27 protein-coding genes are annotated in these 23,562 nt (G+C 42.0%); 16 read left to right on the top strand and 11 right to left on the bottom strand.

Going from position 1 to position 23,562, the window contains the following annotated elements:
- Positions 1-40: 40 nt before the first annotated feature.
- Positions 41-1,393 carry a Do family serine endopeptidase gene (locus MSC25_RS14290; RefSeq protein WP_004589100.1) on the top strand — a complete coding sequence of 451 codons (1,353 nt, stop codon included), beginning with the start codon at positions 41-43 and terminating at the stop codon, positions 1,391-1,393.
- Positions 1,394-1,493: 100 nt separating this feature from the next.
- A complete protein-coding gene (locus MSC25_RS14285) occupies positions 1,494-2,576 on the top strand; it encodes a trypsin-like peptidase domain-containing protein (protein WP_024033328.1) in 1,083 nt (360 codons plus the stop codon).
- 146 nt (positions 2,577-2,722) lie between these two features.
- On the opposite strand, the gene murA is transcribed toward MSC25_RS14285, so the two are convergent.
- From murA to mlaF, 7 genes are read right to left on the bottom strand one after another with little or no spacing between them, the layout of a single operon-like run.
- Positions 2,723-3,982 (bottom strand): UDP-N-acetylglucosamine 1-carboxyvinyltransferase, encoded by a 1,260-nt coding sequence (gene murA, locus MSC25_RS14280; protein WP_004589098.1) that lies wholly within the window; start codon positions 3,980-3,982, stop codon positions 2,723-2,725.
- A gap of 13 nt (positions 3,983-3,995) precedes the next feature.
- On the bottom strand, positions 3,996-4,253 hold the full coding sequence (locus MSC25_RS14275) for a BolA family protein (protein WP_004589097.1): 258 nt from the start codon (positions 4,251-4,253) through the stop codon (positions 3,996-3,998).
- A gap of 5 nt (positions 4,254-4,258) precedes the next feature.
- Complete coding sequence (locus MSC25_RS14270; protein WP_024033329.1) at positions 4,259-4,552, bottom strand: STAS domain-containing protein; 294 nt, start codon at positions 4,550-4,552, stop codon at positions 4,259-4,261.
- Positions 4,545-5,225, bottom strand: coding sequence for an ABC transporter substrate-binding protein (locus MSC25_RS14265; protein WP_248443806.1), 681 nt, complete (start codon positions 5,223-5,225; stop codon positions 4,545-4,547). The genes MSC25_RS14270 and MSC25_RS14265 overlap by 8 nt, the downstream gene beginning before the upstream one ends.
- Positions 5,226-5,230: 5 nt before the next feature.
- Positions 5,231-5,779 (bottom strand): outer membrane lipid asymmetry maintenance protein MlaD, encoded by a 549-nt coding sequence (gene mlaD, locus MSC25_RS14260; protein ID WP_004589094.1) that lies wholly within the window; start codon positions 5,777-5,779, stop codon positions 5,231-5,233.
- A 13-nt stretch (positions 5,780-5,792) separates the two neighbouring features.
- Positions 5,793-6,572 carry a lipid asymmetry maintenance ABC transporter permease subunit MlaE gene (gene mlaE, locus MSC25_RS14255; protein ID WP_024033330.1) on the bottom strand — a complete coding sequence of 260 codons (780 nt, stop codon included), beginning with the start codon at positions 6,570-6,572 and terminating at the stop codon, positions 5,793-5,795.
- Positions 6,572-7,375, bottom strand: coding sequence for a phospholipid ABC transporter ATP-binding protein MlaF (gene mlaF / locus MSC25_RS14250; protein WP_248443875.1), 804 nt, complete (start codon positions 7,373-7,375; stop codon positions 6,572-6,574). The genes mlaE and mlaF overlap by 1 nt, the downstream gene beginning before the upstream one ends.
- A gap of 254 nt (positions 7,376-7,629) precedes the next feature.
- On the opposite strand from mlaF, the gene MSC25_RS14245 reads away from it, so the two are divergent.
- From MSC25_RS14245 to mgtE, 12 genes are all read left to right on the top strand, one after another.
- A complete protein-coding gene (locus tag MSC25_RS14245) occupies positions 7,630-8,598 on the top strand; it encodes a calcium/sodium antiporter (protein WP_154944996.1) in 969 nt (322 codons plus the stop codon).
- A gap of 2 nt (positions 8,599-8,600) precedes the next feature.
- Complete coding sequence (locus MSC25_RS14240; RefSeq protein ID WP_004589090.1) at positions 8,601-9,572, top strand: KpsF/GutQ family sugar-phosphate isomerase; 972 nt, start codon at positions 8,601-8,603, stop codon at positions 9,570-9,572.
- Positions 9,573-10,124, top strand: a complete 552-nt coding sequence (gene kdsC, locus MSC25_RS14235) for a 3-deoxy-manno-octulosonate-8-phosphatase KdsC (RefSeq protein WP_096042313.1) — start codon at positions 9,573-9,575, stop codon at positions 10,122-10,124.
- Positions 10,121-10,675: an LPS export ABC transporter periplasmic protein LptC gene (gene lptC, locus MSC25_RS14230; protein WP_248443805.1), complete on the top strand. Its 555-nt coding sequence runs from the start codon at positions 10,121-10,123 to the stop codon at positions 10,673-10,675. The genes kdsC and lptC overlap by 4 nt, the downstream gene beginning before the upstream one ends.
- Entirely contained in the window at positions 10,665-11,213 is a 549-nt protein-coding gene (lptA, locus tag MSC25_RS14225) for a lipopolysaccharide transport periplasmic protein LptA (protein WP_248443804.1), read from the top strand. Before lptC ends, lptA begins: the two co-directional genes overlap by 11 nt.
- Positions 11,210-11,935, top strand: coding sequence for an LPS export ABC transporter ATP-binding protein (gene lptB, locus MSC25_RS14220; RefSeq protein WP_004589086.1), 726 nt, complete (start codon positions 11,210-11,212; stop codon positions 11,933-11,935). The genes lptA and lptB overlap by 4 nt, the downstream gene beginning before the upstream one ends.
- A 69-nt stretch (positions 11,936-12,004) precedes the next feature.
- Positions 12,005-13,504 (top strand): RNA polymerase factor sigma-54, encoded by a 1,500-nt coding sequence (locus MSC25_RS14215; protein WP_004589085.1) that lies wholly within the window; start codon positions 12,005-12,007, stop codon positions 13,502-13,504.
- A 27-nt stretch (positions 13,505-13,531) separates the two neighbouring features.
- Positions 13,532-13,819 carry a ribosome hibernation promoting factor gene (gene hpf, locus MSC25_RS14210; RefSeq protein WP_004589084.1) on the top strand — a complete coding sequence of 96 codons (288 nt, stop codon included), beginning with the start codon at positions 13,532-13,534 and terminating at the stop codon, positions 13,817-13,819.
- A 4-nt stretch (positions 13,820-13,823) separates the two neighbouring features.
- Positions 13,824-14,276 carry a PTS sugar transporter subunit IIA gene (locus tag MSC25_RS14205; protein WP_004589083.1) on the top strand — a complete coding sequence of 151 codons (453 nt, stop codon included), beginning with the start codon at positions 13,824-13,826 and terminating at the stop codon, positions 14,274-14,276.
- Positions 14,277-14,295: 19 nt separating this feature from the next.
- The gene (gene rapZ / locus MSC25_RS14200; RefSeq protein WP_004589082.1) at positions 14,296-15,141 is read left to right on the top strand and encodes an RNase adapter RapZ; all 846 of its coding nucleotides are present in this window, start codon (positions 14,296-14,298) and stop codon (positions 15,139-15,141) included.
- 40 nt (positions 15,142-15,181) lie between these two features.
- The gene (locus MSC25_RS14195; protein ID WP_004589081.1) at positions 15,182-15,454 is read left to right on the top strand and encodes an HPr family phosphocarrier protein; all 273 of its coding nucleotides are present in this window, start codon (positions 15,182-15,184) and stop codon (positions 15,452-15,454) included.
- 259 nt (positions 15,455-15,713) lie between these two features.
- Positions 15,714-17,072: a magnesium transporter gene (gene mgtE / locus MSC25_RS14190; protein WP_248443803.1), complete on the top strand. Its 1,359-nt coding sequence runs from the start codon at positions 15,714-15,716 to the stop codon at positions 17,070-17,072.
- A 46-nt stretch (positions 17,073-17,118) separates the two neighbouring features.
- Here mgtE and MSC25_RS14185 read toward each other — a convergent pair whose 3' ends face one another.
- Positions 17,119-19,548 carry a zinc-dependent metalloprotease gene (locus MSC25_RS14185; protein ID WP_248443802.1) on the bottom strand — a complete coding sequence of 810 codons (2,430 nt, stop codon included), beginning with the start codon at positions 19,546-19,548 and terminating at the stop codon, positions 17,119-17,121.
- Between the two features lie 155 nt (positions 19,549-19,703).
- Here MSC25_RS14185 and MSC25_RS14180 point away from each other — a divergent pair, with 155 nt between their 5' ends.
- Entirely contained in the window at positions 19,704-20,672 is a 969-nt protein-coding gene (locus MSC25_RS14180) for a class 1 fructose-bisphosphatase (RefSeq protein ID WP_096740185.1), read from the top strand.
- A gap of 192 nt (positions 20,673-20,864) precedes the next feature.
- On the opposite strand, the gene rpmG is transcribed toward MSC25_RS14180, so the two are convergent.
- From rpmG to radC, 3 genes are all read right to left on the bottom strand, one after another.
- Positions 20,865-21,020 carry a 50S ribosomal protein L33 gene (gene rpmG, locus MSC25_RS14175; protein ID WP_004587947.1) on the bottom strand — a complete coding sequence of 52 codons (156 nt, stop codon included), beginning with the start codon at positions 21,018-21,020 and terminating at the stop codon, positions 20,865-20,867.
- 11 nt (positions 21,021-21,031) lie between these two features.
- The gene (gene rpmB / locus MSC25_RS14170) at positions 21,032-21,268 is read right to left on the bottom strand and encodes a 50S ribosomal protein L28 (protein ID WP_004587946.1); all 237 of its coding nucleotides are present in this window, start codon (positions 21,266-21,268) and stop codon (positions 21,032-21,034) included.
- Positions 21,269-21,538: 270 nt separating this feature from the next.
- A complete protein-coding gene (gene radC, locus MSC25_RS14165) occupies positions 21,539-22,213 on the bottom strand; it encodes a DNA repair protein RadC (protein WP_024033348.1) in 675 nt (224 codons plus the stop codon).
- A 144-nt stretch (positions 22,214-22,357) separates the two neighbouring features.
- Between radC and coaBC the strand changes: the two genes are divergently transcribed.
- Positions 22,358-23,551 (top strand): bifunctional phosphopantothenoylcysteine decarboxylase/phosphopantothenate--cysteine ligase CoaBC, encoded by a 1,194-nt coding sequence (coaBC, locus tag MSC25_RS14160; protein WP_004587944.1) that lies wholly within the window; start codon positions 22,358-22,360, stop codon positions 23,549-23,551.
- The last annotated feature ends 11 nt before the right edge of the window (positions 23,552-23,562 follow it).

Here is a 23,562-nt window from a genome sequence, read left to right as displayed (position 1 = left end):
GCCTTTTTGCTTTTCCTGTGATGTGGAGTACACCCTGACTATGAAAATGAAATTATCACTTATTAGTGCTGCAATCTTATCTACAAGCTTATTACTAAGCCCAATGGCCTCTTATGCAAAACTGCCTATTGCAGTTAACGGCCAACAATTACCCACACTTGCGCCTATGCTTGAGCAAATTACCCCTGGCGTTGTGAGCATTCAGGTTTCTGGCTCAAAAGAAGTGCGCCGCCGTGCAGACCCGCTTGAATACTTTTTTGGAAACCCTCAACCACGTAGTCAAAAGCGCCAATTTAGCGGTTTAGGCTCAGGGGTTATTATTGATGCCGACGAAGGCTATGTAGTAACAAATAACCACGTAATTCAAGATGCCGAAAAAATGGTGGTAACGCTAGAAGACGGCCGTGAATTTGAAGCCACCAAAATTGGTACCGATAAAGAGTCTGATATTGCGCTATTACAAATAGATGCAGATGACTTAACCGAAGTTAAACTGGCAAATTCAGATAAATTGCGTGTCGGCGACTTTGCAGTAGCAATTGGTAACCCATTTGGTTTAAGCCATACAGTAACCTCGGGCATTGTAAGTGCATTAGGGCGTAGTGGTTTAAATATTGAAGGCTACGAAGACTTTATTCAAACCGATGCAGCTATTAACCAAGGTAACTCAGGAGGCGCTTTAGTTAACCTAAATGGTGAACTTATTGGTATTAATACTGCTATTTTAGGTGCCTCGGGTGGAAATGTTGGTATTGGCTTTGCCATTCCATCAAATATGATGAAAAACTTAGTTGACCAAATTATTGAACATGGCGAAGTTCGCCGTGGCTCACTGGGTATTTCTGGCCGCCCACTTGATGCAGGCCTTGCAAAAGCACAGCAACTTGACGTTAAACAAGGTGCTTACGTTATGCAAGTAATGGATGATACCGCAGCAAGCAAAGCAGGTATTAAAGCCGGCGATGTTATTATTAGTATTAATGGCAGCGATATTAGTGGCTTCCACGAGCTGCGCAGTAAAATAGCAACGTTAGGTGAAGGACGCGAAGTTAAATTAGGTATTTACCGCGATGGCAAAGTAAAAACCATTAAAGTAACGCTTGATGGTGCTTCGGGTGTAACCGCCGCAGGCGATGAACTGCATCCTGCATTCCAAGGTGCAACGCTTGAAAACGTGCAAAAAAATGGCACTAAAGGTATTGAAGTCGCCACAGTAGATCCGCGCTCTCCTTCTGCACGTGTTGGCCTTGAAGAAGGTGATGTGATTGTACAAGTTAACCGCCAACGTGTAGAAAACATTCGTCAAATGAACAAAATTATCGAAGATACCCAAGGTAATATTGTACTTGGCGTTAAACGTGGCCGAGAGTCTATCTTTGTACTTATCCAATAAGTAACACGTTATAAATAAGCAATAAAAATAACAGCAGCACTTGCCGCTGTTATTTTTTTTGTGCCATCATAAAGAATTGCTCACTAACAATAAGAATCTCGTGCTGAAATTACTAAAATTTGTACTTCCCCCTTTGTTTGTCGGTTTAGGTATCGCTTTTTTAGTGGTTTTTTTCAGCCCTAATATGCGCGCCTCTTTACTCCCTAATGTTCCCTTGCCCAGTGCTATGAGCTCAAATCACCTTAGTTTTGCTGACGCGGTTAAACGTGCTGCACCGTCGGTAGTAACTATTTTTTCAGAAAGCATTTCTAAAGAGCCTCGCTATAAGCAACAAAACACCGTTCAAGAGCTTGGCTCTGGCGTAATTATGGCGCAAGATGGCTACATATTAACTAACTACCACGTTATAAATAATGCAGATCAAATCTTGGTTATATTAACCGATGGCCGACGCTTTTTTGATGTGCAGTTAATTGGCTTTGACACCATTACCGATTTAGCCTTATTAAAAATTAACGCCGACCACCTGCCGGTGATCCCCGTAAACGATAATTACACCACCAGTGTAGGTGATGTAGTGCTGGCCATTGGTAACCCACTCAATTTAGGGCAAACCATCACCCAAGGTATAATTAGTGCCACCGGTAAACAAAAAATTACCGATAGCCCTTATAACAACTTACTGCAAATGGATGCAGCTATAAATGTAGGTAACTCTGGCGGTGCTTTGGTTAATTCAAATGGTGATTTAGTAGGGATCACTTCTGCGCAATTTAAAACTCGTGAAAATCTTAATATCCAAGGAATCTTTTTTGCTGTTCCCTATTCGCTCGCCAAAGAAGTAATGGCAAAGCTAATACGCCATGGCCGTGTAGTACGTGGCTATTTAGGCTTTGAAGGCACTGCGGTTGATAGCACGGGCAAAGAGGTAAACGACAGCCTTACTGAGGTTGCTGGTATGCGCATCACCAATTTAGACCCATTAGGCCCTGCATGGCAAGCTGGCATTGAAGAGCAAGACATCGTTATTAAAATTGCAGGGTTAAGTGTGGCCAACCCGCAAAAAGTACTCGAAAAAATAGGCAATACACAGCCCGGTAAAGAAATAGAATTTGAGCTGTACCGAAACGGTAAAGTAGAAAAAATAATGGTTAGAGTTGCAGAGCTCGAAACTAAACTCTAACCAAAATGGCAATAAAAAGGTCGGATAGCAATACGCGTATCCGACCTTTTTTATGTCTAAAGTAAACTGTGTTTAACCCAGCGCGCTTAATTAAGGAGCAAGTGTGCTCTCACCTCAAAGCGAATAAATATTATTGCGGATGGGTATTAGCTACTTCTGCGCTTAATATTGGCACCTAAGCCACTGAGTTTATCTTCAATGCGTTGATAGCCTCGGTCTACGTGGTAAATACGATCGACTACCGTTTCACCTTGCGCCACAATACCGGTTAAAATTAAGCTTGCAGAGGCGCGTAAATCGGTTGCCATTACTTGTGCGCCACTTAAACTTTGCGTTTCACCACAAATAGCGGTGTGCCCTTCTAAACGAATATTAGCGCCCATGCGTTGTAACTCTGGTACGTGCATAAAGCGGTTTTCAAAAATGGTTTCGGTAATTGTTGCACTACCATTAGCCACTACATTTAGCGCGGTGAACTGCGCTTGCATGTCGGTTGGAAAACCAGGGTGTGGCATGGTTTTAATATTAACGGCTTTGAGCTCACGATTACGCATATCTAAATAAATGCTGTCATCGTTTACTTCAACTAATGCATTTGCGGCACGTAATTTTTCAATAACAGGCTCAAGTGAATGAAAATCTGTTTTTTTACAAAGTACTTCGCCTGCAGCCATCGCTGCTGCAACTAAAAAAGTGCCCGTTTCAATGCGGTCAGGTAAAATGCTGTGCTCACAGCCGCCTAAACGCTCTACGCCATCAATTTCTATACGGCTTGTACCTGCACCAGTAATTTTTGCACCCATAGCAATTAGGCAATTGGCCAAGTCAATAATTTCGGGCTCGCGTGCTGCGTTTTCAAGCACCGTTTTACCATCGGCAAGTGCTGCGGCCATTAGTAAGTTTTCGGTTGCGCCAACACTGACCATTTCCATGAAAATTTCAGCGCCTTTAAGGCGGCCTTCTACCTTTGCATTGATATAACCATTTTCAACGTTTATTTGTGCGCCCATGCGCTCTAAACCTTGAATATGTATATCAACCGGACGTGCGCCTATAGCACAGCCACCAGGTAGCGATACCTGCGCCTCACCAAAACGCGCCACTAAAGGCCCAAGTGCCAAAACAGAGGCACGCATTTGCTTAACTAAATCATAAGGAGCAAGCGTTTTATTAACGGTTGCGCCATCGATATACAGTGTATCGCCTTGCCAATTTACAGTTGCGCCTAAGGTGCTTAAAAGCGCCTCAGTGGTCACAATATCGCGAAGGCGAGGAACATTCGTAAATGTACTTTTACCATCGGCAAGCAGTGCGGCAAACAAAATTGGTAATGCGGCATTTTTAGCGCCAGAAATAGTTACTTCACCCGCAAGTGAAGTGCCACCTTGAATTACAAACTGATCCATTAAGAGGCCTTAACTATTGAGGTAAAATAAATTTTTGTTCACGCTTCCACTCAGTTGGCGTAAATGCACGAATTGATACAGCGTGAATTGTACCGTCTGAAATAGTATTCATTAATGGGCCATAAACTAGCTGTTGCTTTTTAACGCGGCTTAAACCGTCAAAGCACTCACCTACTGCAATTACTTCATAATGGCTACCATTGGCTTTTACTTTTACTTCAGATAATTGAAGTTCGTCGCGTAATAATGTTTCGACTTGGCTAGTTTCCATAACTCTCACTCAAATAAAGTTGTTACCTGACCCAACTGCATTAAATTTTGCAATTGCTCAGGTGGATTTTGCAATTCAAGGCGTGTGCCCTGTTGCTTAAATTCAGCAAAAGAGTGAATTAACCAAGCTAAGCCCGCTGTGTCAACCCTCATTACCTCACAAAGGTCAAAATAGATGGTTTTATGCTTACTTAATGACTTGGCGTTCAGAAGCTGTTCATTGCCAATTGAGCTGCGGGTAAGTTCACCACTTACCCTATAGTGCTGCTCATCTACTTGGCTAATTGCCAATTTAGTCATTGCTGCTGTTGCCTCTAAATTGCACAGGTAACTGGCTCTTTTGCTCTAGTAATTTACTTACGTGTGCAATACCTTGCTGGCGTAAAATACCTTGTAGCTCACTTTGTTTTGCATCGAGTAAGCTAATTCCTTCTGCAATCATATCGTATGCGCGCCACTCGCCGCTGCGATCTTCACGCACTTTAAAATCAATTTTTATGTCAGGTTTGCCATCTTCTGTAATTTTAGTTTTTACTACAACTACATCTTTGCCTTTAAATGGCTGCTCTGCGCCAAATTCTACATGTTGGTCAGTGTATTGAGTAAATACCCCCGCGTAAGTAGCAACTAAATAGCCTCTAAACGCGCCAATAAATTCTTGGATATCTTTAATTGCTTCGGCTTTTTCGGCTTCATCGGTAATTGCACGCACTTTAGACACTTCACTACCCAACACACGAAGTGCTGCATATTTGTAGTCTATGTATGGCATCAGCTCTTCTTCTACAATAACACGAAGGTGCTCTTTATCTTTAGTGATAAGCGGTTGATCTTTTTTAATGCGCTCAAATGTATGCTCTGCTACCTGACGCACCATTTTGTTAGGATCTGTCAGTTTAACTTCGGCTGCGCTAACACTTTGCACAGCTAGGGTTGCACCAAGTGCAATAACGGCTAAAAACTGTTTCAACATAATAATTACTCACTACCTTGGTTGAATAAAAACTGCCCTATTAACTCTTCTAAAACAAGTGCAGACTTAGTATCTGTGATTGAATCACCATCACCTAACGCTTTGCTCTCTACGCCAAATAACTCATCGATTGCTTGATCTTGTGCGTTTTCGGTTACTGTTTCACCTAAACAGCGCTGCTCTGCTGCATTAGGAGAAATAACAGGGTGAATACCTAAGTACTGCTCCCCTAAAATACCCGATGTTAAAATTGAGATTGAGCTAGTGTCTGAAAAACGACATAAATACTGTGCATCTATCGTCATATTTACCACAGGCAAAAACTCCTGTGGGTGTACATAAATAGATTCAACACGGCCTATCACTACACCGCCTACTTTTACCGGTGCACGCGCTTTAAGTGAGCCGATATTTTCAAACTTTGCATTTAGCGTGTAGGTTTCACCCGACCCGCTAATACCCGAATTAGCCACTTTAAGTGCTAACATTGCAAACGCTAAAATGCCTAATGCGACAAAAAAGCCAACTAAAATCTCTAATTTCCGTGAATTCATTATCTATACCCTATTAGCTGGTAAACATTACCGCTGTCAAAATAAAGTCAAACCCTAATACTGCCAGTGATGAGTGTACGACTGTTTCTGTTGTTGCTTTACTGATCCCTTCTGAGGTTGGGATACAGTCGTAGCCCTTATAAAGCGCAATCCAGGTCACTACCATGGCAAATACAAAACTTTTTATCATGCCGTTTAATACATCTTCTTGAAACGATACTTGCGATTGCATTATCGACCAAAAGCTGCCGGTATCTACGCCTAACCAATCAACCCCAACTAAATGAGCACCGATAATAGCAACCGCAGAAAAAATAAGTGCAAGCAATGGCATACTAATAAAACCTGCCCAAAAACGCGGTGCAATAATGCGCTTGAGAGGATCAATGGCCATCATTTCTAGTGAAGAGAGTTGCTCGGTGGCTTTCATTAAGCCTATTTCTGCCGTTAGCGCACTTCCAGCGCGACCAGCAAATAATAGCGCTGTAACCACCGGGCCTAGTTCGCGTAATAAACTAAGCGCAACTAATGGGCCTAGGCTGTCTTCGGCGCCATAGCCAACCAATACAGTGTAACCTTGCAGCGCAAGCACCATACCAATAAACAAACCCGACACCATAATAATTAATAATGATTGCGAACCAACCATATAAAGTTGGCGCACTAACAGCGGTGTGCCTTTTTTAAAGTTAGGTACATTCCACAATGCATTAAAAAGCATGTTGGCAGAGCGCCCTAATGCAGCAAAACGCCCAAGCGTTTTATGACCTAACTTTTGAAATAAATCCAACATTAAGCGTTTTCTCCTAACAGCTCATCAGCATACGTTTGTGCAGGATAATGAAATGGCACAGGCCCATCCGATAACCCTTTTAAAAACTGCTGTACTAATGGAGATTCATGATTACGCATTTCATCCGGTGTCCCTGCCCCTATTACGCCTTGATCGGCAATAATAATAACGTGATCGGCAATACTCATTACCTCCGTCACATCGTGGGTTACAATAAGGGATGATAAACCTAGCACTTCATTTAACGACTTAATAAGCTTTACCAATACGCCCATAGATATTGGGTCTTGGCCGGCAAAAGGCTCATCATACATAATAAGTTCTGGGTCCAGTGCAATAGCACGTGCAAGTGCTGCTCGTCTGGCCATACCGCCAGAAAGCTCAGAAGGCATTAAATCTTTAGCACCGCGTAAACCCACCGCTTGCAGTTTCATTAATACGACTAGTTTAATTAACGCTTCACTTAACTTGGTGTGCTCTCGCAGAGGAAATGCAATGTTGTCAAATACCGACATATCAGTAAATAACGCACCGCTTTGAAACAGCATGCTCATTTTGGTTCGTGCCGCATATAACTCTTTGCGCGACATACTAGGAATACTGCCACCATCGAATAAAATATCGCCGGCGTCAGGCTTAAGCTGCCCACCAATTAAGCGTAGCATTGTGGTTTTGCCAATTCCGCTTGGCCCCATAATCGCTGTTATCTTACCTTTAGGAACACTAAAACTCATATTTTTATATATGGTTCTATCGCCTCGCGAAAAGCTAACATCCTTGACTTCTACTATTGATTGCGACAAGTCGCTCTCCGTAACAATGTTCACTCGTGCTCCTATTTTAAGGGTTTTTTAGCCAAGATGGAAAAAACAATTCGTAAGATTTTGTAATACGCCTACAAAAAGCGCTCTAAGGCTGAAGTAAATTGCCTTAACCTTTGCTTAAGCGCATAAAATTCACGCACTGCAATAGTAGACCCTGCTCTTTTGCTTATACTTTCATGTTGGCTTTTGTTACTATTCGCGCCATCTGTATTTTGAACATCTGGCTTAACATAATGGTTACCTCGTTTGTTATTTTAATTCTTGGTTTTGCTGCACTTGTGTGGAGCGCCGACCGATTTGTATACGGTGCGGCAGCACTTGCTAAAAACTTTGGTGTCCCTACTTTAATTGTTGGCTTAACGGTTGTTGCTATGGGTTCTTCGGCCCCTGAAATGATGGTATCGGCCTCGGCTGCTTTGGCAAATAAAACCGACACAGCGGTCGGTAACGCGGTAGGTTCAAATATAACAAACATCTTACTTGTGTTAGGTATTACTGCGCTGCTACGCCCTTTGAGTGTGTCATCAAGCACTTTAAAACGCGAAATGCCGCTTGTTATGCTGGTATCCTTGGCTACGTGGTATGTATTTTCAGACAACTACTTCTCACTCACCGAAGGGGTGGCATTGCTAGTTGCATTTGCTGTGTTTATTGGCGGCTTGATTGTGGTTTCTTTGCGCGCCAAAAATCAAGATGACCCTTTTGTTTCAGAAGCCTGCGATGAGGTTCCTAACGATGTACCAACTAAAAAAGCCGTTTTATGGCTAATTGTCGGCATGGTTTTATTGCCTGTTAGCTCACACTTTTTAGTTGGTTCAGCAGTCGATATTGCTAAATACTTTGGTTTAAGCGACTTAGTTATTGGCTTAACCATTATCGCCATTGGCACAAGTTTACCTGAACTTGCAGCTTCTGTAGCGGGTGTACTTAAAAACGAAGATGATTTAGCCCTAGGTAATATTGTGGGCTCAAATATATTTAATATTTTAGCGGTATTACCACTTGCAGGTATTATTAACCCATCAGTGGTTGACCCGTCACTTGCAAACCGCGACATACTTATTATGTTAGGTGCTACGCTTGCGCTTATTATTATGTCATTGAACTTTAGAGGTTCTCAGCGTATCAATAGAGTAGAAGGTGGCCTATTACTCATGGCATTTTTGGCGTACCAAGGTTATATTTTTAGTCAAGTAGGGTAACAATGGCACAACTAAATTTTATAGAGCAAGGTTTACGCGTATTAAACATTGAACGCCAAGCGCTTGCTGATATTACACAATACGTTGACGAAAACTTTCATAGTGCGTGTCAGCTCATGTTTGATTGCCAAGGCCGGATTATTGTTATTGGCATGGGTAAATCAGGCCATATTGGTAATAAAATTGCTGCTACCCTTGCAAGTACAGGCAGCCCTGCTTTTTTTGTTCACCCAGGCGAAGCAAGCCATGGCGATTTAGGCATGATAACCAAAAATGACGTGGTTATGCTTATATCAAACTCGGGCGAAACCAGCGAAGTACTTAATATTATTCCGGTGCTTAAACGCCTTGGTGCAAAAATAATATCGATGACGGGCAACCCGCTTTCTACTATGGCTACACTTGCCGATGTGCACGTATGCATAAAAGTAGAACAAGAAGCCTGTTTATTAGGTTTAGCGCCTACTGCAAGCACCACTGCTACTTTAGCAATGGGTGATGCAATGGCGGTTGCGCTTTTAGAAGCACGCGGCTTTACCGCCGATGACTTTGCACTCTCTCACCCTGGCGGCAGTTTAGGTAAGCGATTGTTGCTAACTTTAAAAGATGTAATGCACAGCGGCACAAACACCCCTATTATAGGTGTAACGCAAACAATTAAAGACGCGTTAATAGAAATGTCAGCCAAAGGGCTGGGCATGACCGCTATTGTAGATAACAATCAACAGCTTGCTGGCCTTTTTACCGACGGTGACTTACGCCGTATTTTAGAGCAAAGAGTGGATATACATAGCACCGCTATTAGCCAGGTTATGACTAAGTCATGCACAACTGCCACAGCCGATATACTTGCAGCTGAAGCCCTAAACATAATGGAAAATAAACGTATTAATGGTTTAATTGTTGTCAATGATAAAAACCAGCCAATAGGCGCCTTAAATATGCAAGACCTCTTAAAAGCAGGAGTATTATAAATGCAATTTGAAGATCTCTATCAACCGCTAAGCGATGATGCCAAAGCACGCGCCAAAAAAGTAAAACTACTCATATGCGATATTGATGGTGTATTTTCTGATGGCCGAATTTACCTCGGTAACCAAGGCGAAGAATTAAAAGCATTTAATACAAAAGATGGTTTTGGCATTAAAGCGCTGATCAATAGCGGTTTTGAAGTTGCGGCCATTACGGGGCGTCACTCAGAAATAGTGCAAACTCGCATGAGCAGCTTAACCGTGCAGCACATTTATCAAGGCCAAGAAGACAAACTTATTGCTTATCAAGAACTCAAAAACACTTTAAAGTTAACTGATGAACAAATAGCCTATATTGGTGACGATGGCCCTGACATGCCAGTAATGGAGCGCGTTGGCTTTGCCGTTGCAGTAAACGATGCACACCCACTAATTAAGCGCTTATCGCATTACACTACGCAAATGCCTGGCGGCTTTGGCGCCGTTAGAGAGCTCACAGACTTACTTATGCTAGAGAATGGCATAGCGCTTACAACACAAGGCACCAGTTCATGAATGCAGCACGCGTTATACTCAGTGCGTTATTCATCGGCTGTATGGTTTGGCTTTGGTACCCTTATTTTACCCAAACCAATGTAGCGCCAGAGCAAGAACCTGAAGTAATTGCAAAGCCCGATTACACCGCTATAGAGCTTAAGCAAACAGCTTATGACGAGCAAGGTAAAATAAGCCATAAAGTCACAGCGGCTAAAATGGAGCTGTACCAACAGCTTGGCTTTACATTTTTTGAAAAACCTATTTTTACTTTATATAACGAAAAGCAAACATGGCGAATAAATGCAGACGAAGCAACGCTTTACGAAGATAAACAACTTATTTTAGAAGGCAATGTGATTGCGAAAAATTTAGTTGATAACGCCATGATAGATAACATCAATGCCGATAACATCGAAGTCGACATTAAAGCGCAAACAATGCGCTCTGAGCAGCCAGTGGTTGTCACTGGGCCTAATTTAAAAATTGTCGGTAAAGGCCTTGAAGCCGATTTAAAAACCGAAGTAATAAAACTAATTAACCATACGCGAACAATATATTATGACCAATAAACTCACTAAAATACTTATTATCCCATCGCTAATGCTTGCATTTAGCGCCTCTGCTGCTGAGCCTGCTGCTCAACCGCCAGCAAATCAAATTTCTATTAGTGCAGACCGTCAAGAAGGCCAACTTAAAGAAAACGTAGGTATTTTTGAAAAGAACGTCGAAATTGTGCATGGTAATCGCAAAATTACAGCCGACCGACTTGAAGTACATAAACGTGAAGACTTAGGGGATAACAAACAACTCCTTATTGCCACTGGCAGCCCAGCCTACTTCGAAGAAAAACAAGACGATGGTACCGTAATGAGCGCCAGTGCAAACGAAGTACGTTACGACGTAGCAAAGCGCTTTTTAACGCTTGTTGGCGATGCTGAAGTCGCACAAGCCGGTCAAAAAATTAATGCTAAAAGTATTACCTACGATATGCAGCAGCAGCTTATTAGCGCAGAAAAAGACGAAAACTCCACGGATCGTGTCCACACAATTTTAGTGCCTGTTGAAGCAAAACTTAAAGAAAAAACAGGTAACGAAGGTCAACCATGAGCACCTTAAAAGCAGAACTATTAGCAAAAAGCTATAAAGGCCGCCAAGTTGTAAAAAATGTAGGCCTTGAGGTAGAAGCCGGCAGCATTGTTGGCTTATTGGGCCCTAATGGCGCAGGTAAAACCACCACCTTTTACATGATTGTAGGATTAGTACCTAGCGACAAAGGTAAAATTTCTATTGATGATAACGACATTACGTTATTACCTATGCACAGCCGCGCCCGCTTAGGCATTGGCTATTTGCCGCAAGAGTCATCAATATTTAGAAAGCTGACAGTTTATCAAAACTTAATGGCTATTTTAGAAACGCGTAAAGAGCTCAATAAAGCCGCGCGAGAAGAAACGCTTAACAACTTACTTGATGAATTTAGTATTCAGCATATTCGCGATAGCCAAGGTATGGCGCTTTCTGGTGGTGAACGCCGCCGTGTAGAAATTGCCAGAGCACTGGCAGCAAACCCTAAATTTATTTTATTGGATGAGCCTTTTGCTGGTGTTGATCCGATTTCAGTGTTAGATATAAAGAAAATAATAGAACATCTTAAAAACCGTGGCATTGGCGTATTAATTACCGATCACAATGTAAGAGAAACCCTTGATGTTTGTGAAAAAGCCTACATTGTTTCTCATGGGGAGCTAATTGCATCTGGCACCCCAGAACACGTATTAAATGACAAAACTGTACGCGATGTTTATTTAGGCGAGCAATTTAGGCTGTAACATTTAAGCCACACCTACAAGCATCTGCTAATATTAATTATAACAACATAAAAGGATTGTTAGAGATACATGAGGCAATCATTACAGCTGCGCATGGGCCAGCAACTTACAATGACTCCACAATTGCAACAAGCGATTCGCTTGCTGCAGCTCAGTACATTGGATCTCCAGCAAGAAATACAAGAAGCACTTGATAGCAACCCGCTATTAGAAGTAGAAGAGCAAGATTACACGGAAGAGTCGGCTGGAAAAAATGAACAAAAAGCAGATACGGATGATGTAACCGTAAGCGCATCGGCTGACGATACAACCAGCGAGTACGAGCAAGACAGTGGCGAAGCTTTAAATAAAGACACCGTTAGCGATGATATGGCAATGGATGTAACTTGGGATGAGTACATGAGCGCAGCCCCTGCGGCATCCTCAGGCCCAATGCCAGAAGATGAGTCTATTTATCAAGGTGCCTCTACTGAAACGCTACATGAGTATTTAATGTGGCAGCTTCAGCTTACTCCTTTTAGCCCCACTGATGAAGCCATTGCTATTGCCATTGTAGAAGCTGTAGATGACTCGGGTATTTTAACGCTAAGTTGCGAAGAAATTTTAGAAAGCTTTAACCAAGAAAACGATGACGAAGTTGAAGTTGAACTTGATGAAATAGAAGCCGTTTTAAAGCGTATTCAGTTATTTGACCCTGTAGGTATAGCCGCGCGCAGTTTACAAGAGTGCTTGTGTATTCAGCTAAACCAGTTTGATAAAGACACCCCTTTTATAGAACAAACTAAAATGATCTTAACCGATCACATTGATCTATTAGCGGCACGCGACTATCGTACATTAATGAAAAAGACTAAGCTTAAAGAAGACGAGCTTAAAGAGGTCATGACCCTAATACATACCCTCAACCCAAAACCTGCAGATACCATAGTAAGGGAAGAGTCGGAGTATGTAATACCAGATGTGTCGGTTAAAAAAATAAAAGGCCGCTGGGTGGTAGAGCTAAACCCAGATAGCATGCCAAAAATACGCGTAAATAGTCAGTACGCGGCTATGTCACGTACCGTAAAATCAAGTGGTGATAGCCAATTTATTCGCTCTCACTTACAAGAAGCTAAATGGTTTATAAAAAGCCTTGAAAGCAGAAACGACACGCTGCTCAAAGTAACAAACTGTATTGTAAAACAGCAACAAGCATTTTTTGAACATGGCCCAGAAGCCATGAAGCCAATGGTTTTAAACGATGTTGCTGAAATGGTAGAAATGCATGAATCGACAATTTCGCGTGTTACTACGCAAAAATATATGCATACGCCACGTGGTATTTTTGAGCTTAAGTATTTTTTCTCAAGCCACGTAAGCACTGAAAACGGCGGAGAGTGTTCATCAACCGCAATACGTGCCCTAATTAAAAAGCTAATTGCCGCGGAAAACTCAGCTAAACCATTGAGTGATAGTAAAATTGCGGATATATTGGCAGAGCAAGGAATTAAAGTAGCTAGACGCACAATAGCAAAATACCGTGAATCGCTAGCTATTCCACCGTCAAATCAGAGAAAGAGTTTGATATAAGACGTAAAAAACAAAGAGGAAATGCTTATGCAACTAAACCTAACTGGTCGTCACGTAGAAGTAACTGATTCACTTAGAGACTATGTAAATAATAAATTTGCAAAGCTAGAAAGGCACTCAGATCATATTAGCAATGTGCATGTCATTCTCGATGTAGAAAAACTCAACCAAAAAGCAGAAGCGACTATTCATGTAAGTGGCGCAGATTTATTTGCCTCAACAGAGCACCAAGATATGTATGCCGCTATAGACTCGTTGATTGACAAGCTCGATCGTCAAGTCATAAAACATAAAGAGAAGCTTGCTAGACACTAATATTATGAAATTAAGTACATTAGTATGCCAGGACTGCAGCAAAGCTGCGGTCCTTTTTAGTAGTAAAAAAAGAATTTTAGAGTTTATCAGTGAGCTTGCTCATGAAAAGCTCCCCTACTTACCACAACAAGATATTCTTAATGCGCTGGCAAGTAGAGAAAAGCTAGGCAGTACTGGCATTGGCCGGGGTATCGCCATTCCTCATGGCAGAATGGGTGGCGTAGAAGAGCCGCTGGCTTTAGTACTTGTTAGCGACACGCCTGTTAACTTTGATGCTATTGATAACTGCCCTGTTGATATTTTTGTTGCACTCATCGTACCAGATGGCGATAACCAACAGCACCTAAAGACTCTGGCAACCATAGCTGATAAACTGAGCAACAAAGAATTTTGTAAACAGCTGCGTAGTGCTAAAACCGATGCAGAGCTGTATCAAGTAATTGTTGATCAATCGTAGTAAATACTAAGGGCTATAAATGGAGTTAATTATCATAAGCGGCCGTTCTGGTTCAGGTAAGTCGGTTGCTTTACGCGTGGTTGAAGATTTAGGCTATTATTGCGTAGATAATATTCCGGTCAACTTACTGCCCTCTTTAGTGCGAAGTGTTTCAGATAACTATGACAAAATAGCCGTTAGTATAGATGTTCGTAATATCCCCAAAGAACAAGATGAATTTAACGATATTCTCGAGTACCTTCCTGACTTTGCTAAACCCACACTGTTTTATTTAGATAGTGATGATCAAACACTGATCAAACGTTTTTCAGAAACACGCAGATTACACCCTTTATCCATCGATTCACTGCCGCTTGATTTAGCAATAAAAAAAGAAAAAGAACTGCTTGATGTACTCGTAACACGCGCTGACTTTATGCTAGATACCACCGATTTAAGTGTGCACCAATTAGCAGAGTCAATTCGCGAAAAAATACTGGGTAAAAAAGATAAGCAACTTATTGTAACATTTGAATCGTTTGGCTTTAAACACGGCATACCTAAAGAAGCTGATTATGTTTTTGATGCTCGCTTTTTGCCAAACCCCCACTGGGAGCCTGAACTCAAACCGCTTACGGGCCTTGATCAACCAGTAAAAGATTTTTTGGCAAATCACAGCATAGTGCAAAAATTCACTTGGCAAATTCAAACCTTTGTACAAACTTGGCTGCCACACTTAGAGCGCAATAACCGTAGTTACCTCACTATTGCAATTGGCTGTACTGGTGGTCAACATCGCTCGGTTTATTTAGCGCAAGCCATTGGTGAGAGCTTTGCTATGACGCATCCGAATGTCAAAATTCGTCATCGTGAGCAAGAAAAGTAACCTTAAAATAATAACCTGTTCAGTTTAGGTATAGTAATTTATGCGCTGTGAAGACACATTTTTAATAAAAAATAAATTAGGCTTACACGCCAGAGCGGCAACGGTCCTTGCGCAATTAGCTGTGCAGTTTGATGCTAAAATCACCTTACACCAAGATGATAAAGAAGCCGCAGGCGACAGCGTATTAGCTTTAATGCTACTTGAAAGCAGTAAAGGTAAAGAAGTTAAAGTAGTCTGTGAAGGCCCTGATTCAGAGCAAGCTTTGCATGCGGTTGGGCAATTAATTGCACAACGATTTAACGAGCAAGAATAATTTAAAGCACCATAGCCTTATAAGTTAAAGACTTATCTGGCCAAATTATAAAGATTTAGTAAATTAGGGTATTCCGACTCGCCTAATTTAGTGCTTTAATTTAGGATAATAAAGCCATGCCCCTGCTAAATTTGGTTACTTAATTTTAAACACTAATTTAGTCCCAGCATTGGGTTTAGCACAAAAAATAAAGAAAATAACAGTGGGCAACTCCACTTACTAAACACCTTTCCATTACACAAAAATATTTAGGATGCCAATGCCAGAAGCGTTTGAACAAGACTATCCACTACAGCAACTAAAACAAGTGACTAAATCACTTAATAGTGGGCAATTTGTTCAAGTAAGACGCATGCTAGCAAAAACAGCACCTTGTGATACAGCACTGCTGCTTGAATCCTCTCCGCATAAAATTAGACGCATGCTTTGGCAACTGGTTGACCCAGATGTGCAAGGGGATGTGCTAGAAGAGCTCTCTGAAGATGTACGTTTAGGTATCATTGCACAAATGGAACCTGAGCATATTGCCGCGGCCACTGAAGATATGGGCCACGATGATTTGGGTGAAGTCCTACGTAGCCTACCTGACACCGTGTACAAAGATGTGGTTAGCGCTATGGATACGCAAGACCGCGAACGCGCTACACAGGCTTTATCTTACCAAGAGCGCTCTGCAGGCGCGCTAATGAACACCGATACGGTGACCATTCGCCCAGACGTTACACTTGATGTTGTGCTGCGTTATATTAGGCTACGCGGTGAGCTGCCAGAGGGCACCGATGATTTATACGTTGTTGATAAACATAACTGTTTTTTAGGTGCATTATCACTTAGTACACTGTTAACTAATCCGCCTGAAAAAATTGTTCAAGATTTAATGGATGAAGACTGTGAGTCTATCCCTATTTCGATGGATGAAAGTGAAGTTGCTCAGTTGTTTGAGCGCCATAACTGGATATCGGCCCCTGTAGTCGATGATAACGCCCACCTGCTTGGACGTGTCACCATTGATGATATTGTTGATGTTATTCGTGAAGATGCAGAGCACAGCTTATTAAGCCTTGCCGGTCTTGATGATGAAGAAGACACCTTTGCACCTGTTTTAAAAAGCTCAAAAAAACGCTCAGTATGGCTTGGCGTTAACTTACTCACAGCCTTAGCTGCCGCCTTTGTGGCCAGCTTTTTTGAAAGCACCTTAGATATATTACCTATTTTAGCTGTACTCAATGGCATTGTGCCCTCAATGGGTGGTGTAGCAGGTAGCCAATCTTTAACTCTGGTTATTCGCGGTATTGCCGTGGGCCATATTAACCAAACTAACCAACGATTTTTAATGGCTAAAGAGCTGGCGATAGGCGCATTAAACGGGGTTCTTTGGTCAATACTTATAGCCAGTGTAATTGCGCTTTGGCAATGGGATTTTATGCTTGGCGGCGTGCTCGCATTTGCAATGTTTATGAACCTTGTAGTGGCTGGTGTTGCTGGCGCATGTATTCCTATTTTATTGAAAAAAATGAATATAGACCCTGCACTTGCCGGTAGTGTTGTACTTACAACAGTAACTGATATTGTCGGTATTTTTGCCTTTTTAGGCACCGCAACGTGGCTACTTATTTAGCAACCTGAGCTCAGGTTAAGTAGCCACTACACACTAAAACATATAATTAAATTGGTGAGCCCGGTGGCATTGGTAAACCACTAAAGTTTTCAGGCCACTTACCTACTTTTAAAAACTGTTTTATTTGCTCTGCTAAATACTGTTTAAACGCGCTTTCTCCTACACTGGTATTACTTAACATTGAGTTTTGATTGTACTCTTTGCTTAATTTTACCAAGTAGAAACGTAACTGCGCCTGCACCTCTGGGCTTACCTTGTCGCTAGTGACTAAATCAGCCATATTTTTTGCAGTTAAAAATTGCACCCGCTGGGTGATTTTGCCTTTCATTGTATTAGGTGATGACACATTAAACACCTGGCTGTAAAGCTGCTCTAACAACTCATCTAAGCTGTAAAAATTAGAATTACGTACTTGTTGTTGAGCTAAACGATTTAAACGCTGTGGGTTTAATAATAACGATAAACTATGCTGCGCAGCTACTTCTGGCAAGGCCATCGCATCAAGTGTTACACCCGTACGCCCTGTTATGCTTTCACGCGATTTAGATTCGCCATACGCTTTTGGCGGGATAAGCGCTAACACCGACTCAGGCAAAATTAAATTAGCCGGTTTTAATGTTGTTAAAACAGCACTAAGCGCCGCTTGCTGCTGCGCTTTTGCAACCACTTGCGCGCCCTTAGCAGGTGAGTTGTTACGTGTTTCGTATTCGTAGTTAACCCCCGCAATTAGCTTAACTGCAGCCTCTACTTGATAGCGATGAAATAAATAAAGCGGCACGAGTTTTTCTTCTAACTGCGAGAGTGCCTCGCCCGTTTTAATGTTGTTAATACCAAATTGCGAAAGCGCTTTTTTACGTACATCAAGCACTCTAAGTAACTCTTGCGCTGGGTTAGTACCGTTATCCCATAAGTGCGCTGTAGGGTGTGCCCCGCCCTTTGCGCGTGCGTCGCTATCAGATATAAACTCAAGGCCCTTTGTTTTGTTCTCTTTTAATATTGCTGCAAGCTCAGCACTTTCATCTTGATTAGTAAAGTCGCTGTAACCATACTTAATAACTTGGGTATCCCATACGCCCATACCGCTTGCATAGCCGCGGGTTACATCAAGCTCGCCTTGCTCGTTAAAGCTAAGTAGTGGGTGCGGGTAATCCATAACTGACGCTCTATCCCCCACCGAGGCTGCAAAGTTATGTGCAATGCCCAGCGTATGGCCAATTTCGTGTGCACTTAACTGGCGAATCCTATCAAGTGCCATTGCCTGTAAATTTTTAGCCACCTCGTTACCTTTTAAATAAGGCGCACCAAGGGCTTCTGCAATTAAAATATCTTGGCGTACACGCAATGAGCCTAGTGTTACATGCCCTTTGAGTATTTCGCCGGTACGAGGGTCTATAACAGAGCTTCCGTAAGACCATCCGCGTGTAGCACGATGCACCCACTGAATAACGTTATAGCGAATATCCATAGGATCAGCATTGCTCGGCAATACTTTGACTATAAATGCGTTTTTATAGCCGGCTGCGCTAAAGGCATCATTCCACCACTTACCGCCTTCAAGTAACGCGCTTTTAACCGGCTCAGGCACGCCAGGATCTAGGTAGTAAGTAATGGGCTCTTCGGGTTCACTAATCGGTAAACTTGGATCTTTTTTAGCTAAGCGATGGCGCGGTATATAGCGCACAAACATAGATTCACCAAGGGGGGCTGCATAGTCTTTATGCTCAATGCTCCAATACCCTGATTGCGGGTCAAATTTGCGCGGCGTGTATTTATCATCAGGTAATTTAATAAGTGAGTGGTGCATATGTACAGTAAGTGCGTATGCATCGGCGCTTACTTGGCGCACAAATTTACCTGGTTTAGTACCCTTAAACGTTAATACTGCTTCAAGCTCGGTATTTTTTACAAACGCTTTTGAGCGATTCATATATACAGCGCTGCGTGATTCATCAAGGCTAAAGCTGCCTTGCTTGCGCGCTGCAAGCGTACGGCTTACCCCGTGTACATCGCTTAATAAATAGGGTGTGTAATCAATCAGGAGCGTTTTTTCGCTTTGCGCTACCACTTTAAAGCCCGCTAAAATACTGGATGCAAAGGCCTCTTTAATACTTTGCTGCTCAGCTTTGTTAGTGGTATTTGCACGATAATATGTATTTAGCGCGCGCAACATTACTTTATCGCCAAAACGCTCAAACTGAACCAAATGCGTGTTACCAAGTTGGCCTCTATCTAAGCCTATATCGTTAGAACCAACTCCATAGGGTAAGCTTTGCTGAAGTAAAAATTGCTGCTCTAATTTATCTACTTTTAAAAACACTTTGCCGTTTTGAGTATCGTAATAAAACGAAAAGTACCCAGGAAAGTGATTCATTTGCGCAGTAAATTCATCTATAGGCTTAATTGCTGCGTGCGCTTGGGTTATCATAGAGCACAGCACAGTAAAGAATATGTAACTTATTAGTGGTATTTTTTTCATAATCTTATCTTTGTTATTGGCGTTTTAAGTACGATTAGGTGGCACCATTATTACAGTGCTATTTAAACAATACAGGTATTTAAGACGAAATTCAGCGCACTAAGTTAATCTCTCTCACATTTAGATTAGCTAGTACACGTTATCAGGAAAATAGAATGCGTAGACTCCCACCAGTATTACTAGAAGACGGTTGTCCTAGAGAACTTTTATCGTTAATTAGAACCATTTTAGCAGCATGTAAAGAAATTTCGTTTCGTGTTGGCCAAGGTGCGCTTTCTGGCGTATTAGGCTCAACGCTTGATGAAAACATTCAAGGCGAAACCCAAAAAAAGCTCGATGTATTATCTAATCAGCTTTTAAAAGATATTTTACTGGAGTCTGGGTCGGTTAAAGCCATCGCCTCAGAAGAGGAAGACTACACAGTAGCTGGCAACCAAGACGCTAAATACATTGTGGCGTTTGACCCGCTTGATGGCTCATCAAATACCGATATTAACTCGCTAGTGGGTACTATATTTTCAATTATGGAAGCCCCAGAAGGCTCAGATGCCGCCGATCAAAGTATATTTATGCAGCCAGGCCACAAACAAGTTGCTGCAGGTTACGTGCTTTACGGCCCATCAACTATGCTTGCACTTACTACAGGTAAAGGCACGCGCATGTTTACGCTAGATAAAACCCAAGGTAGCTTTTTACTAACACAAGACTTTGCCACTATCCCTGCTGATACAAACGAATTTGCTATTAATGCGTCAAACCAGCGTCATTGGCAGCCAGCAATGCAAAACTATATTAATGACTTACTCGCTGGCGATACCGGCCCACGTGCTAAAAACTTTAACATGCGCTGGATTGCCGCTATGGTTGGCGATGTGCACCGTGTACTTAGCCGTGGTGGTTTATTTACCTACCCAACCGACACCAAGGATGCAAACAAACCTAATAAACTACGTTTACTGTACGAAGCCAACCCCATGGCTATGCTAGTTGAGCAAGCAGGTGGTATCGCCTCTACGGGTACTGAGCGTATTATGGATATTCAACCCGATGCAATCCACCAGCGTGTGGCGGTAATATTAGGCTCTAAAAACGAAGTAGAAACGTGCTTGAGATATCATAAGTAAACAAGTTGCTATTGCCGGCACAGTAAGCTGTAAAAATAATGACCTTGTGGGTTTTACCTGCAAGGTTTTTTTATGCCTAAATTATATCTGTTGATTTAATAAAATATTTTAGGGGCTGTTTAATATTGATAAGTGCTAAAAACAAAAAACCCAGCATAAGCTGGGTTTTTACAATTCTGAAAGAAAACTAAATTACTTGATTTTAGCTTCTTTGAAAATCACATGTTTACGAGCCTTAGGATCGAACTTTTTGATTTCCATCTTTTCAGGCATGTTACGCTTGTTTTTGTCGGTAGTGTAGAAAAAACCAGTACCAGCAGTTGAAACTAAACGGATTTTATCGCGCATGATTCAGTTCCTTAAACTTTTTCGCCGCGAGCACGGATATCTGTAAGTACCGCGTCGATGCCTTTTTTATCGATAATACGCATACCTTTAGTAGTAGTGCGTAGTGTTACAAAACGTTTTTCACTTTCAACCCAAAAACGGTGTGTTTGTAGGTTAGGTAGGAAACGACGTCTAGTCGCGTTTCTCGCGTGTGAACGGTGATTACCAACCGTTGGACGCTTACCTGTAACTTGACATACTTTAGACATGTCTATATATCTCCAATAACTTCGCTCGAGCTTAATTTAACCTAAGGCCATGTATTTGTGCCCTAGATAAATCGAAGGGCGCTCTTTATACAGCTTTTACAGGCAAAGATCAAATACTGATCTATCCAACCAGCTCATATGTAAATTTGATAGCGGCTAATTATAAAGATCGAATGCCCTTAGGGAAAGTAAAAACTGCATTTAAATTAAACTAATTTGCTAAAACCGTCCAAACCGCTCATTTTTAACACACTTATTCATCAAGCAACCTTAAATCAAGCCTCGCTGTGCAAAAGAAACACACGTTTCTCCTCCTACAATGATGTGATCAAGCACATTTATGTCTACTAATTGCAGTGCTTGTTGTAATTTATTAGTGATAAGTTTATCTGCTTGGCTTGGTTCAGCAATCCCGCTTGGGTGATTGTGTGCCAAAATAATGGCCGCAGCATTATTTTTTAAGGCCGCTTTTAGAACTTCTCTGGGGTAAACGCTGGCTGAGTTTATCGTGCCATAAAACAAAATTTCGTCTTTTACTAAACGGTTTTGGCTATCGAGATAAAGCACCATAAACACTTCTTGCTGTAGCCCACGCATTTGCAGCGTTAAATATTCATACACCGCATTTGGCGAATTAAACACCGCATCGCGCTGGCAACGCTCCTGCATGTAACGCTGGCTCAGCTCAAGCACCGCTTGCAATTGCACATATTTTGCCATCCCTAACCCTTTTTGTGCGCAAAACTCATCTTGGCTGGCGTTAAATAAATTATGCAATGTTTTGTTTTCGTTAAGCAGGTGCTGTGCAAGCTCAATCACATTCATACCGGGTAAGCCCGTACGCAAAAATATCGCTAATAACTCAGCATCGGTCAATGCTTTAGGGCCTTTTGCAATGAGTTTTTCGCGTGGGCGAAGTGAGTTAGGTAACGATGTTAATTGCATTATTCATCCTTGATGATTAAAAAACAGTCTTATAACTGTAATGCAATTTTTAAAATTAGCCTGATTATTTAATCCTAAAAACTTAGCTCAAAGCACAAAGATTTGTTATTTTAGCCTGCATATACACTCAAGCAAAAAACACTCATGACTAACTTAACAAACAAAAAAATCGTACTTGGCATCACCGGCGGCATTGCGGCCTATAAATGTGCAGAGCTCGTTAGGCGCTTAAAAGAGGCAGGTTGCGAAGTAAAAGTAGTTATGAGCGAGTCAGCTAAACATTTTATAACCCCATTAACCATGCAAGCGGTGAGTGGTGAAATGGTGTCTGATTCATTACTTGACCCCTCAGCAGAGGCTGCAATGGGCCACATAGAATTTGCCAAATGGGCTGATTTAATTTTAGTCGCGCCTGCAACGAGTAATACCATTGCCAAAATGGCCGCAGGCATAGCCGATGATTTACTTACCACACTATTACTGGCAACCCCTGCTAAAGTGGCAATAGCCCCAGCAATGAACCAGCAAATGTATGCACACCCTGCAACACAAGCAAATTTAGCCACTTTAAAAGCACGTGACGTACTTATTTGGGGCCCGGGCAAAGGTGAGCAAGCGTGTGGCGATGTAGGTGCTGGGCGCATGCTAGAGCCGCATGAGCTTGTGGCTTTGTGCACTGCTACAGAGCAGCCGCAGTTATTAGCAGGTAAAACCATTACAATTACGGCAGGGCCAACCCGCGAACCGCTTGACCCTGTGCGTTTTATCTCTAATCACAGCTCTGGAAAAATGGGCTTTGCCCTGGCCGAGGCCGCTTTAAAGCTTGGCGCTCATGTCAATTTAATTTCAGGGCCTGTCACTATCAAGGCCCCTGTTGGCGTTAATTTAATAAACATTGAAAGCGCTGAGCAGCTATTAAATGAGTCATTAACCTATGCCCCACTCTCTGATGCTTTTATTGGCTGTGCAGCCGTAGCCGATTATAGAGCGGCTAATGTAGCAACTCAAAAAATGAAAAAACAAGGCGATGAGCTTACCCTCACCCTTGTTAAAAACCCCGATGTAATAGCCGCCGTGGCAAACTTAACGCAAAACCGCCCTTACACTGTGGGTTTTGCTGCTGAAACGCAAAATGTGGAGAGCTATGCAAAGGGTAAACTTAAAAATAAAAATCTCGATATGATCTGCGCTAACGATGTATCGCAAAGTGGTTTAGGGTTTAATTCCGATCACAATGCTTTAACACTTTACTGGCAAAATGAGCAGTTAGCACTTGCGGTAAATAGTAAAACACGCATTGCTCTTGAGGTAATTAAACAACTTGCTAAGCAACTATAAAGTGCTGGAAA

Source organism: Pseudoalteromonas sp. 1CM17D, assembly GCF_023161805.1.
Taxonomy (GTDB): domain Bacteria; phylum Pseudomonadota; class Gammaproteobacteria; order Enterobacterales; family Alteromonadaceae; genus Pseudoalteromonas; species Pseudoalteromonas atlantica.
Note: the sequence above shows the minus strand (reverse complement) of the source record. Positions and strands in the feature narration are given on the sequence as shown.

Bases quoted from the DNA above. Each gene is read 5' to 3' on its own strand.
- lptA (WP_248443804.1), top strand. From the start codon at position 10,665: ATGACCAATAAACTCACTAAAATACTTATTATCCCATCGCTAATGCTT.
- MSC25_RS14270 (WP_024033329.1), bottom strand. From the start codon at position 4,552: ATGACTAAATTGGCAATTAGCCAAGTAGATGAGCAGCACTATAGGGTA.
- MSC25_RS14215 (WP_004589085.1), top strand. From the start codon at position 12,005: ATGAGGCAATCATTACAGCTGCGCATGGGCCAGCAACTTACAATGACT.
- rpmG (WP_004587947.1), bottom strand. From the start codon at position 21,020: ATGCGCGATAAAATCCGTTTAGTTTCAACTGCTGGTACTGGTTTTTTC.
- MSC25_RS14185 (WP_248443802.1), bottom strand. From the start codon at position 19,548: ATGAAAAAAATACCACTAATAAGTTACATATTCTTTACTGTGCTGTGC.
- kdsC (WP_096042313.1), top strand. From the start codon at position 9,573: ATGCAATTTGAAGATCTCTATCAACCGCTAAGCGATGATGCCAAAGCA.
- MSC25_RS14240 (WP_004589090.1), top strand. From the start codon at position 8,601: ATGGCACAACTAAATTTTATAGAGCAAGGTTTACGCGTATTAAACATT.
- murA (WP_004589098.1), bottom strand. From the start codon at position 3,982: ATGGATCAGTTTGTAATTCAAGGTGGCACTTCACTTGCGGGTGAAGTA.
- rpmB (WP_004587946.1), bottom strand. From the start codon at position 21,268: ATGTCTAAAGTATGTCAAGTTACAGGTAAGCGTCCAACGGTTGGTAAT.
- mlaD (WP_004589094.1), bottom strand. From the start codon at position 5,779: ATGAATTCACGGAAATTAGAGATTTTAGTTGGCTTTTTTGTCGCATTA.
- mgtE (WP_248443803.1), top strand. From the start codon at position 15,714: ATGCCAGAAGCGTTTGAACAAGACTATCCACTACAGCAACTAAAACAA.
- MSC25_RS14275 (WP_004589097.1), bottom strand. From the start codon at position 4,253: ATGGAAACTAGCCAAGTCGAAACATTATTACGCGACGAACTTCAATTA.
- coaBC (WP_004587944.1), top strand. From the start codon at position 22,358: ATGACTAACTTAACAAACAAAAAAATCGTACTTGGCATCACCGGCGGC.
- hpf (WP_004589084.1), top strand. From the start codon at position 13,532: ATGCAACTAAACCTAACTGGTCGTCACGTAGAAGTAACTGATTCACTT.
- rapZ (WP_004589082.1), top strand. From the start codon at position 14,296: ATGGAGTTAATTATCATAAGCGGCCGTTCTGGTTCAGGTAAGTCGGTT.
- MSC25_RS14205 (WP_004589083.1), top strand. From the start codon at position 13,824: ATGAAATTAAGTACATTAGTATGCCAGGACTGCAGCAAAGCTGCGGTC.
- MSC25_RS14290 (WP_004589100.1), top strand. From the start codon at position 41: ATGAAAATGAAATTATCACTTATTAGTGCTGCAATCTTATCTACAAGC.
- radC (WP_024033348.1), bottom strand. From the start codon at position 22,213: ATGCAATTAACATCGTTACCTAACTCACTTCGCCCACGCGAAAAACTC.
- MSC25_RS14265 (WP_248443806.1), bottom strand. From the start codon at position 5,225: ATGTTGAAACAGTTTTTAGCCGTTATTGCACTTGGTGCAACCCTAGCT.
- MSC25_RS14195 (WP_004589081.1), top strand. From the start codon at position 15,182: ATGCGCTGTGAAGACACATTTTTAATAAAAAATAAATTAGGCTTACAC.
- MSC25_RS14180 (WP_096740185.1), top strand. From the start codon at position 19,704: ATGCGTAGACTCCCACCAGTATTACTAGAAGACGGTTGTCCTAGAGAA.
- MSC25_RS14245 (WP_154944996.1), top strand. From the start codon at position 7,630: ATGGTTACCTCGTTTGTTATTTTAATTCTTGGTTTTGCTGCACTTGTG.
- lptB (WP_004589086.1), top strand. From the start codon at position 11,210: ATGAGCACCTTAAAAGCAGAACTATTAGCAAAAAGCTATAAAGGCCGC.
- mlaE (WP_024033330.1), bottom strand. From the start codon at position 6,572: ATGTTGGATTTATTTCAAAAGTTAGGTCATAAAACGCTTGGGCGTTTT.
- lptC (WP_248443805.1), top strand. From the start codon at position 10,121: ATGAATGCAGCACGCGTTATACTCAGTGCGTTATTCATCGGCTGTATG.